This is a genomic window from Brevundimonas sp. P7753 (assembly GCF_013386595.1).
GTDB classification, from domain to species: domain Bacteria; phylum Pseudomonadota; class Alphaproteobacteria; order Caulobacterales; family Caulobacteraceae; genus Brevundimonas; species Brevundimonas bullata.
On record NZ_JACARP010000067.1, the window covers coordinates 149 to 10707 of the forward strand.

11 protein-coding genes and 2 pseudogenes are annotated in these 10559 nt (G+C 65.1%); 9 read left to right on the plus strand and 4 right to left on the minus strand.

All coding sequences use genetic code 11. The features are described 5' to 3' along the window. Nucleotides 1-538: 538 nt before the first annotated feature. From HX774_RS13060 to HX774_RS13090, 7 genes and pseudogenes are all read left to right on the plus strand, one after another. Nucleotides 539-667, plus strand: a pseudogene (locus tag HX774_RS13060) (DUF72 domain-containing protein); the annotation flags it as partial. A 23-nt stretch (nt 668-690) separates the two neighbouring features. After that, entirely contained in the window at nt 691-1014 is a 324-nt protein-coding gene (locus tag HX774_RS13065; protein WP_178827370.1) for a hypothetical protein, read from the plus strand. Further along, nucleotides 1011-1760, plus strand: coding sequence for a DUF72 domain-containing protein (locus HX774_RS13070; RefSeq protein ID WP_178827372.1), 750 nt, complete (start codon nt 1011-1013; stop codon nt 1758-1760). The genes HX774_RS13065 and HX774_RS13070 overlap by 4 nt, the downstream gene beginning before the upstream one ends. A gap of 419 nt (nt 1761-2179) precedes the next feature. Continuing rightward, a pseudogene (locus HX774_RS13075) lies at nt 2180-2539 on the plus strand (DUF72 domain-containing protein); the annotation flags it as partial. Between the two features lie 76 nt (nt 2540-2615). Then, nucleotides 2616-3686 (plus strand): NAD(P)-dependent alcohol dehydrogenase, encoded by a 1071-nt coding sequence (locus HX774_RS13080; protein ID WP_218650419.1) that lies wholly within the window; start codon nt 2616-2618, stop codon nt 3684-3686. 94 nt (nt 3687-3780) lie between these two features. Continuing rightward, nucleotides 3781-4506: an acetoacetyl-CoA reductase gene (gene phbB / locus HX774_RS13085; RefSeq protein ID WP_178827374.1), complete on the plus strand. Its 726-nt coding sequence runs from the start codon at nt 3781-3783 to the stop codon at nt 4504-4506. A gap of 48 nt (nt 4507-4554) precedes the next feature. After that, a complete protein-coding gene (locus HX774_RS13090) occupies nt 4555-5382 on the plus strand; it encodes a DUF4908 domain-containing protein (protein ID WP_178827376.1) in 828 nt (275 codons plus the stop codon). Between the two features lie 65 nt (nt 5383-5447). Here the strand turns inward: HX774_RS13090 and HX774_RS13095 are convergent, their stop codons facing one another. Next, entirely contained in the window at nt 5448-5858 is a 411-nt protein-coding gene (locus tag HX774_RS13095) for a hypothetical protein (RefSeq protein ID WP_178827378.1), read from the minus strand. A 182-nt stretch (nt 5859-6040) separates the two neighbouring features. Here HX774_RS13095 and HX774_RS13100 point away from each other — a divergent pair, with 182 nt between their 5' ends. Beyond that, nucleotides 6041-6355, plus strand: coding sequence for a YdeI/OmpD-associated family protein (locus HX774_RS13100; protein ID WP_178827380.1), 315 nt, complete (start codon nt 6041-6043; stop codon nt 6353-6355). A 36-nt stretch (nt 6356-6391) separates the two neighbouring features. On the opposite strand, the gene HX774_RS13105 is transcribed toward HX774_RS13100, so the two are convergent. The 3 genes from HX774_RS13105 to gloB form a co-directional block, all read right to left on the minus strand. Continuing rightward, nucleotides 6392-7564 carry a carboxynorspermidine decarboxylase gene (locus HX774_RS13105; RefSeq protein WP_178827382.1) on the minus strand — a complete coding sequence of 391 codons (1173 nt, stop codon included), beginning with the start codon at nt 7562-7564 and terminating at the stop codon, nt 6392-6394. Between the two features lie 37 nt (nt 7565-7601). Beyond that, nucleotides 7602-8807 (minus strand): saccharopine dehydrogenase family protein, encoded by a 1206-nt coding sequence (locus tag HX774_RS13110; protein ID WP_178827383.1) that lies wholly within the window; start codon nt 8805-8807, stop codon nt 7602-7604. Between the two features lie 152 nt (nt 8808-8959). Then, nucleotides 8960-9688: a hydroxyacylglutathione hydrolase gene (gloB, locus tag HX774_RS13115; RefSeq protein WP_178827385.1), complete on the minus strand. Its 729-nt coding sequence runs from the start codon at nt 9686-9688 to the stop codon at nt 8960-8962. A gap of 142 nt (nt 9689-9830) precedes the next feature. Here gloB and HX774_RS13120 point away from each other — a divergent pair. Beyond that, a partial coding sequence (locus tag HX774_RS13120) for a class I SAM-dependent methyltransferase (protein ID WP_178827387.1) occupies nt 9831-10559 on the plus strand: 729 nt, incomplete at its 3' end.

The following is a 10559-nucleotide window of genomic DNA, read 5'->3' on the forward strand; positions in this document are numbered from 1 at the left end:
CAATGGCGTCGATCAACCCAGCGATCACCGACGCCAGAACCAAGAGGGCGATGATTTCAGGCGTCAGTTCCGGCACGCGCGCAATACTCCTGCAACGGCGACGCTATAGCCCCGGCCGCCGGAAACCGCCACCGCCCGACGCCATTGGCTACCGTGAACAGAAGGCCATGGCTGTTCGCCAGGCAATGTCCGACATCGGCGCTGGAGCCGATGTCGGCTTTCGACCACCAGTTGCGGACTGTGGTGTGCGCTTTCGCTTTCGTCATCCTCCGGCGAGCGCAGCGAGACCGGGGACCCAGCGGCGGGCGATAGCGCGAACCTGTCGCGCAGACGAGGGTCGAACATCCCTCGTGAACAGATCGCCTTCGGCGCCGCTGGGTCCCCCGGTCTGCGCCGCCAAGAGGCGACTTGCCGGAGGATGACGAAAGGGAAGAAAACGCCGCTCTAGGGATCTCCGCTTTCGATCCTTTGCCGCCCTTCAGGTGGAGGGTAGCCGAGACTCGAAATTCCTGCGATCAAGCCAGAGCAGGAGAACGTCATGACAGGTGCGATCAGGGTCGGCGTCGGCGGCTGGACCTTCGAGCCGTGGCGCGGGGTCTTCTATCCCGAGGGCCTGACGCAGAAGCGCGAGCTGGAGTTCGCCAGCCGGGCGCTGACCTCCATCGAGCATCAGTGCGGAGTTAAGCATCAATGAGTTCCCGGGCCACCGAAACGCTCTCCTCGCTGGATTTCACGGAACTGGCCAAGAGTGGACTGACGATCTTCGCTCAACGCCCTTGGACAGCCGCCAGTGCAGTCATTCTCCTTGATGACGAGGAGGCTGACCCCAACCACCCGAAGTTGGGTGACTTCGAATATCTTCTTGAGGCCAGCATCGTTGGTGAGTGGGTTGATCAGCTGACCGGGTTGCCTCCCGAGAAGGCCGCCGAAGCTGTGATTTTCTACGCAGAGAATGACGCGTTTCCATCTTGGCTGAGCACGGAAACCGGGACGAGAGGGAGCCAATCCAGATGAGTGGCCAAATTCACGTTGGGATTGGCGGCTGGACCTTTGAGCCATGGCGCGGCACGTTCTATCCAGAAAAACTACCTCAAAAACAAGAACTTAACTACGCCGCGACTCACTTGAGCTCGCTGGAAATCAACGGCACCTATTATTCCACCTTCAAGCCCGACAGCTGGATGAAGTGGCGCGACGAAACGCCCGACGACTTCGTCTTTGCGGTCAAGGCCAGCCGTTACTGCACCAATCGCAAGATCCTGTCCGAAGGCGGCGAAAGCTTCGACCGCTTCCTGTCGCAGGGGCTGACCCTGCTGGGCGACAAGCTGGGGCCGATCAACTGGCAGTTCATGGGCACGAAAAAGTTCGACGCCGAGGACTTTGAGGGCTTCCTGAAGCTCCTGCGAGTTGAGTTGCATGAAACTCGACTGAAGCATGCCGTCGAGGTCCGCCATCCGTCCTTCGATTGCGACCAATTCAGGGATCTCGCGGCTAAGTATAACGTGGCCATCGTTTATGCCGAGGACGACGAAAACCCGGATTGGCCCCGCATCGATGCTCCGACGGCGGACTTCACTTACGCCCGCTTGATGACCAGTCGCCCAGACGAGCCCACGGGTATGACCTCCTACGAGCTGGACACGGTTGCTGATCGTTGCCGCACATGGGCCAAACGAGGCGATGTGTTCACGTATTTCATTGCGGGAGCTAAGGAGCGAAACCCTGCCGCAGCCATGGCCCTGATCGAGAAGCTGAAATAATTAGCTGTCATCGTTGCAGTTGAAAAAGGCCACCCCGTTTCCAGGGTGGCCTCCGTCGTCAACTCAGCCGAGTTAGGCATTCGATCACGAACAAGACCAGGGTGATTGTTTCAGCACCCAGAACCAGGCGGAACGAATAACCGTTCGGCTGGCCAGCCTTGAATTCTAGGTTCATGAACCTGTCCTCCAAATGCCCCGTGCCATATTCAGTCGAGCAGGGACGTGTAGCCAGCGCTTCGCGGGGGTATTCACCAGTACAATGAAATGTGCCGCGCGCACGCTTCGACTGGTCCGTTTGCGACTCTCACCGCTTGTCGATCAGGATAGTTGCAGTCCCCTAGATTTCAAGTTGGACGGAATTTTCTGTTATCCAATTGTAAAATAAGCAGATTATTTCTGCTACACATCTAACAACTTGGTTGCCCCAGGAAAAAGACGGGGTGCGGCTGCGGCACGCGCTGGAGGTCCGCAACCCGACCTTCGCTTGCGAGCAGTTCTATGACCTGGCGTGCAAATACGGCGCGGCCATCGTCTATGCCGTCGACGACGAGGAGCCGACCTGGCCCCAGATCGACGAAGCCACAGCCGACTTTACCTATGCCCGGCTGATGTCCAGCCGCGAGGACGAGCCGGCGGGCATGACCTCCAAGGAACTGGACGCCGTCGCGGCCCAGACCCGCGCCTGGGCCGAGCGCGGCGACGTCTTCGCCTACTTCATTTCCGGGGCCAAGGTGCGGAACCCGGCGGCGGCCCAGGCGCTGATCGCAAAGCTGAAATAGCCGCCGGGTCGTCTTGCGGCCCCACGGTGCGCGTCCCATCTGCGGCGCGCCTTCCCACCGAGCTTGAGGACGTCCAATGCCGATCGCCGCCCGCGCCTTCGCCGCCACCGCCGCCGACCAGCCGCTGAGCCCCTACAGCTTCGAGCGCCGTGATCCCGGCCCGGACGACGTGGCCATCGCCATCAAATACTGCGGCGTCTGCCACTCCGACCTGCACGCGGTTCAGAACGACCTGGGCGGCTCCGTCTATCCGCTCGTGCCGGGCCATGAGATCGCGGGCGTGGTCACGGCGGTCGGCGCCCATGTCACGCGCTTCAAGGAAGGCGACCGCGTCGGCGTCGGCTGCATGGTCGACAGCTGCCGCACCTGTTCCTCCTGCCAGGCCGGCGAGGAGCAATACTGCGTCCCCGGCATGACCCAGACCTACGGCTCACCCGACCCCAAGGGCGCCGAGGTCGGCCAGACCATCACCCAGGGCGGCTATTCCGACCGGATCACGGTTGATCAGGCCTATGTCCTGTCCATTCCCGACAGCCTGCCGCTGGACGCCGCCGCCCCCCTGCTGTGCGCGGGCATCACCACCTACAGCCCCTTGCGCCACTGGAAGGTCGGGCCGGGGTCCAAGGTGGCGGTCGTCGGCCTGGGCGGCCTGGGTCACATGGCTGTGAAACTGGCGGTCGCCATGGGCGCCGAAGTCACCGTCCTGTCGACCTCGGACCGCAAGCGCGCCGACGCCGAGCGCATGGGCGCCAGACATTTCCTGATCAACTCCGACAAGGCCGCCATGAAGGCGGCGGCCGAGAAGTTCGACCTGATCATCAACACGGTGTCAGCCACGCACGAAATCGCCAGCCACCTGAACCTGCTGGCGCGCGACGGGACCATGGTCATGCTGGGCCTGACCACCGAGGGCCTGCCGGTCTTCGCCCTGCCCCTGCTGTGGCGTCGTCGCAGCGTCGCCGGCAGCCTGATCGGCGGCATCAGCGAGACCCAGGAGATGCTGGATTTCTGCGCCCAGCACGGCATCGTCTGCGACATCGAAACCATCGCTCCGCATCAGATCAACGAGGCCTATGCCCGGATGGAGAAGTCCGATGTGCGTTATCGCTTCGTCATCGACATGGCCCAGATTGACCAGGCCGCGTAACGGCGTCTTCTCCTGCGACGCTTGCCAAGCTAAGGCTTGTTCCAGAGGGTAAGGACGACGTTGATGGGGCGTCGTCCAATATGGGGAGCGGATCATGGCGCGAGTGGCGTTGGTCACGGGTGGAACCCGGGGCATAGGCAAGGCGATCGTTCATCGGCTGAGAGAAGACGGCATGGCCGTCGCCGCTGGTTATTCCGGCAATGACGAGGCGGCGGCCGCGACCGCGCGCGAACTGGGCGTCATGGTCATCAAGGGCAATGTCGGCTCGTTCGAGGACTGCGAGCGGGCGGTGCGGGAGGTCGAGGCCGAACTGGGGCCCATCGACACCCTGGTGAACAACGCCGGCATCACCCGCGACGGCTTCTTCCACAAGATGAGCCACGACCAGTGGTCGGACGTCATCCGGGTCAATATGGACAGCGTCTTCAACATGACGCGCCAGGTGATCAACGGCATGCGCGACCGGGGCTTCGGCCGCATCGTCAACATCTCCTCGATCAACGGCCAGAAGGGCCAGATCGGCCAGGCCAACTATTCCGCCGCCAAGGCCGGGATGATCGGCTTCACCAAGGCGCTGGCGCTGGAAAACGCCCGCAAGGGCGTGACCGTCAACTGCATCGCCCCCGGCTATATCGACACCGAAATGGTCGGGGCCATGGACCAGAAGGTGCTGGACAGCATCATCGCCCAGATCCCCGTCGGGCGTCTGGGCAAGGGCGAGGAGATCGCCGACATGGTGTCCTGGCTTTCGGGCGAACGTGCCGGATATGTCACAGGCTGCACCCTGTCGCTGAACGGCGGCCAGTACCTGGTTGGCTAAATCCGCTTTGCCTAAAATCCGCCGTTCGGGCGTTCCACCACTACTGTCATGATGGCAACGGTCGAGGTTGAGGCGGAGAATCCGCCATGCTTCGCCGTCGTGGCGCCGCGCGCCAGGACGGTCGCGGGCCTGCGCCTGGATCTGGCGGCCCTGATGCTGCTGACCGCCTGTCTGGCGGCCAGCCCGGCGGCGGCGCAGCTGCGTTCCAACGCTCAGGCCGAACAAAGCCGCACCATCCGCGATCAGACCGTGACCCGCAGCGTGCCGCCCCCCGCCCGCTATGTGTCCGAGGCGGGCCAGGGCTTTGTGCTGGACCGCGCCGGGTCGCTGACCCTGCTGCGCTTTGATCGGTCGAACGAGACCTGGGCCCTGCGCCCCTCCTCGGCCCCGCGCGGCGACACCATCTATCGCAATGATGCGGGCGAACAGGTGCTGCGCGTCACGCCCTCCGGCGGCATCACCGTCTATACCAGCCGCAACCCCGGCGGCTCGCCCGTGTCCCAGGCCGGCCCCGCCGTCAGCCTGGAGCCGACCAGCCTCGGCCCGGTGCAGATGTTCAACCTGATGACCCGCCGCAGCGGCCTGGTCAGCGACGCCATGGGCCGGCTGATCCGCATCAACCTGTCCGGCGAGGAATCCGAGGCCCTGTGCATCGAGGCCCTGATCGTCACCACCGACGCCGTGGTCCGCATCGCCCGCTCGCCCAGCGCCCGCCCCTTCCTGGACCGGCTGCGCAGCATCACCGTGGTCGAGGGCTCACGCGCCTCGGTCAGCTATTCCCAGGGCGACCTGCGCGTCGTGGTCGACCCCAGACGCGGCATCGCCGGCCGCCCCTCCTCCGCTCGCGTCATCCGTGCGGTGATCCCCCAGGACTGACGGCTGGGAGCGGCGGTTGCGGACATTCGCGACGTCTGTCGGCGCGCCAGCAGGATCACGGACAGCTAATCGACAACTGGCGAAGGGAAGTAGGTGAAGCGGGCCGATTGTCCTGATGCGGTCGAAAAACTGACCTCGTAGGTCTCCGCATCCACCCTGATCGTGACCCCTTCGTGGGTCATGCGACGCAAAGCGTCCAAACGGGGCGCGTCCGCAGCTTGGCATTGATCCTGCGGCGCCCGTCCCGCGTATGTGGAGTCGCTGACCAGCAGTTCCCGTTTCGAATCCCATCGACCCGCATCCGCACAGCCAAGGCGTAGTTCGTAAGCGGTGGGCGAGAGATCGGTTGTCTCAATGTTGTCGAGCCAAAGCTCCACGCTAGACCCGGAGACGTCCTGGCCGTTGATCTCCGTCGGAAACCAGTGGCCAGGCAAACCGTAGTCGCCCTCGTCTGCGCAGCCCGCCAAGGCCAGCATGGCTAGCGCGCACCCGGTCCTGAGTGACATCCGACTGCGAGAGAGAGTTGCATGGGCCATACTCAAACTGAGCATTGTCCGTGTCCGCTTACCAGCCTTAGCTGGCCTCCACCTCCCGCCCGACAGTGGACATTCCAAGGTCCCGCCGCCAAGCTCGGGCTTCGTCGAGGGCGGAGGCTTCAATGGCGAGTGATTTTCCACAGGGCGTCGTCCATGACGCGGGCGATGACCTGCAGGCGGCCTTGCGGGCGGAGCCGGCGGTCTTCGACCTGTGGAAGGCGCTGACGCCGCTGGGGCGCAACGAGTTCATCTGCTGGGTCGAGGACGCCAAGCAGCCCAAGACGCGCCAGCGCCGCATCGAACGCACGGTCGAGGAACTGGTGGAGGGCAAGAAGCGGCCCTGCTGCTGGGTCGGCTGCATCCACCGCACCGACAAGGCGCCCAGCCCCTGGCAACAGGCCGTTCTGATCGACGGGAAGACGAAGGACCGCCCCTAGCCTCTAACGGACGGCCAAGCGGCGCGCGCGGGACGATCAGGACAGGCGGTCGCGGAATTCCGTCCAGTCGAACGCCTTGACCATCCGCAGCTCGTCCGTGGCGCTGTTCCACAGGGCGATGGACGGCAGGGGGACGCCGTTGAAGGTGTTGGTCTTCACCATCGAATAGTGGGCCTGGTCGAGGAAGGCGAGGCGCGTTCCGGGCACAGGGCGCTCGGCGAAAACGTAGTCGCCGATGATGTCGCCGGCCAGGCAGGACGGGCCGCCCAGACGCACCCTGACGCCGTCCTCGGGCTCATGCAGCATGGCCGGGCGATAGGGAGCCTCGATCACGTCCGGCATATGACAGGTAGCCGAGATGTCGGTGATGGCGATGGGCATGCCGTTGTCGAAGACGTCCAGCACCTCGCCGATCAGGATTCCGGCGTCGAGCGCCACAGCCTCGCCCGGCTCCAGATAGACCTGCACCCCGTGGCGTTCGGCGATCTGGTTCAGGAAGCCGACCAGGGCGTCGGTCTGGTAGTCGGCGCGGGTCACGTGGTGGCCGCCGCCGAGGTTCAGCCACTTCACCCCGCCCAGCAGCGGGGCCAGCTTCGGCTCCACCGCCGCCCAGATGCGGGCCAGGGGCTCGAAATCCTGTTCGCACAGGGCGTGGATATGCAGGCCGTCGACGCCCTGCATATGCTCGGGCTTCAGCTGCGACACGGGGAAGCCCAGACGCGAGCAGGGCTGGGCCGGGTCGTACTTGGCGACCTCGCCCTCGGAATGTTCGGGGTTCAGCCTCAGGCCGATCTCGAAGACCTCGCCCTCGGCCCGCGCCTTGGCGATCAGGTCGGCGAAGCGCGTGACCTGATCCGGCGAGTTGAAGATGACGTGGTCGGACAGGCGCAGGATCTCAGGCAGATCCTCGGCCTTGTAGGCGGGCGAATAGGTGGTCAGTTCGCCCTTGTAGAACTGACGCGCCAGCCGCGCCTCCCACAGACCGGAGGCGCAGACGCCGTCGAGGTATTCCCCGACGACGTCCGCCAGCGACCACATGGAAAAGGCCTTGAGCGCCAGCAGGACCCGGGCATGGCCCCGGTCGCGCACGTCCTTCAGCACGGCCAGATTGCGCCGCACCGCGACCTCGTCCACCACGAAGGCGGGCGAGGCGACGCGGTTCAGATCAAAGTGAGCAAAGGCTCCGGGATCGCCGGCCTTGGTTTCCATGTCGTCTTTTTACTCAGGTCTCTAGAAGGCGAGCATTTTAGAACGCGAGAGGCGCGTCCAGCTCTTCCACGGTCCACGGCAGGCCATGCTTGTTCAGCATGTCCATGAAGGGATCGGGGTCCAGCTGCTCCATGTTGAAGACGCCCTCGCCCTTCCACGTGCCGGTCAGCATCATGGCCGCGCCGATCATGGCCGGAACGCCCGTGGTGTAGCTGACGGCCTGGTTGCCGGTTTCGGCATAGGCGGCTTCGTGGTCGCAGATGTTCTTGACGTAGAAGGTCTTCTGAACGCCGTCCTTCTCGCCGGTGGCGATGGTGCCGATGTTCGTCTTGCCCTTGGTGATCGGACCCAGCGACGAGGGTTCCGGCAGCAGGGCCTTCAGGAACTCGATCGGGATGATCTCGCGGCCCTGGAACATCATCGGCTCGATCGAGGTCATACCGATGTTTTCCAGCACTTCCAGGTGCTTCAGATAGCTGTCGCCGAAGGTCATCCAGAAGCGGATGCGTTTGATTTCCGGATAGAACTTGGCCAGCGACTCCAGTTCCTCATGGTACATGAGGTACATGTTCTTCTGACCCACGCCCTCGAAATCGAAGGCCTGCTTGTGGCTCAGGGCCGGGCCCTCGACCCACTGGCCGTTTTCCCAGTGACGCGAATTGGCGGTCACTTCACGCAGGTTGATTTCCGGGTTGAAGTTGGTGGCGAAGGGCAGACCCGTGTCGCCGCCGTTGCAGTCCAGGATGTCGAGCGTGTCGATCCGGTCCAGCAGGTGCTTCTTGGTATAGGTGGCGAAGACCGAGGTCACGCCGGGGTCGAAGCCCGAGCCCAGCAGCGCCATCAGGCCTGCTTCCTTGAACTTGTCCTGATAGGCCCACTGCCACTTGTATTCGAACTTGGCTTCATCCCGCGGCTCATAGTTGGCCGTGTCGAGGTAGTTGACGCCGGCGGCCAGGCAGGCGTCCATGATGGCCAGGTCCTGATAGGGAAGGGCCAGGTTGACCACGAGCGCCGGCTTGACCGACTGGATCAGGGCCGTGGTCGCGGCGACGTCGTCGGCGTCGATCTGGGCCGTGTCGATGGTCACGCCAAAGCGCGACTTCACGGATTCGGCGATGGCGTCGCACTTGGACTTCGTGCGGCTCGCCAGGGTGATATGCGAGAAGATGTCCGCATTCATCGCCATCTTGTGGACGGCGACAGAGCTGACGCCGCCTGCACCGATAACCAGCACCCTGCTCATGTGTGGCTTCTCCTAGAAGTCTGAAAGGCTTTGGCGACACCGCCGCCGCTATAAAGGGCGGGGCTCTTAACACGATGATGACAGGATCGCTAACGGTCGCGTGTCCCAGGGGTTGCGGCGGCGCCCCGCCCGAAGCGACCCCGCCTTGAATCCTAGCCCCTGAACCCGTCCTTGGCGGCGCGTCGTGCGGCGAAGTCGGCGGCGTCGGCGGCACGCAGGAAGGGGTTGAAACGGCGCTCGGCCGCGACCGTCGTCGGCACGGTCGGCTGGCCGCGTTCGCGGGCGGCGAAGACGGCCTCGGCGTGGGCCTGCATCTCCGGCCGGTCGTCCAGGCTGAGCGCGAAGCGGGCGTTGGACGCCGTGTATTCGTGGGCGCAATAAAGCGTGGTGGTTTCCGGCCAGGCGGCGATGCGGTTCAGGCTGTCCCACATCTGTTCCGGCGAGCCTTCGAACAGACGGCCGCAGCCCAGGGCGAAGATGACGTCGCCGACGAAGGCCAGATCGTCCTCGACCGACCGATAGACCACGTGACCCAGGGTGTGTCCCGGCGCAGCCGTGACCTCGAAAACCGTCTCGCCCAGACGCACCAGGTCGCCGTCGACCACCACGCGGTCCAGCGGCGCGGCGCGGCGGACCTCTTCCGGGCCGACGATCTCGCAGCCGGTCTCGGCCTTCAGCCGTTCGTTGCCGCCGGTGTGGTCGGGGTGCCAGTGGGTGTTGAGGATCAGGTCCAGCCGCCCCCAGCCAGAGGCCTCGATCTCGGCCAGGACGGCCTCGGCGTCCGGCGTGTCCACGGTCGCGACCATCCCGGTCGCCTCGTCGCGGATCAGGAAGCCGTAGTTGTCGGACAGGCAGGCGAACTGGCGCACGGTCAGGGTCATGGACGCATCCTAGCAGCGAGGGCCGTCCAGGGACTATAGTAGCAATAAGCAGCTCTGCTGCCCAAAGCCCGACCGGGCGTCGGCGATCGTTCGCCGCCCCCACGGAGCGATGAGCGCAGCGAATAGAGCGTGAGTGAGAAAAATGCGCCGCAGCATCGACGATCTTCGCACCTTCTACGGCGAGCCGACCGGGGCGCTGGCGCGGCGCATGCTGGCGCGGCGGTTGGAGGACGCCTGGGGCGAGGCCGAGGGCTGCGACGTCCTGGGCCTGGGTTACGCCACGCCCTGGCTGGACGGTTTCGTCGGGGCGCGGCGCGTCATCGCCGCCATGCCGGGCGGACAGGGCGCCGAGCAGTGGGCGACGGCGGGGCGCAACCGCACCCTGCTGGTGGACGAAAGACGTCTGCCCTTCGCGGCGGGCAGCTTTGACCGCATCCTTCTGGTTCACGCCCTGGAAGAGGCCGACGATCCCCTGGCCCTGCTGACCGAGGCGGTGCGGGCCCTGGCCCCCGCCGGTCGCATCATCCTGGCCACGGCGGCGCGCGGTGGAATGTGGGCGCGGGCCGAGACCACCCCCTTCGGCCACGGCCGCCCCTTTACGCGCGGCCAGCTGGAGCGGCTGGTGCGCGAGGTGGGGCTGGAGCCCTCGGCCTGGTCGCAGACCCTCTATGTCCCGCCGTGGCGGCCCCTGCTGCCGATGGCCGACGGGATCGAGCAGGTGGGCCGCTGGGTGTTTCCGGGAGCGGCGGGCCTGATCCTGCTGGAGGCTGCGCGGCAGTCCTACGCCCGCATCCGGCCGCAGGGTCTGGCGCAAACGGTGCTGGCGGGACGTCCCGCCCTGACCCCCTCCCCCGCCTCGCGCGACCATGGG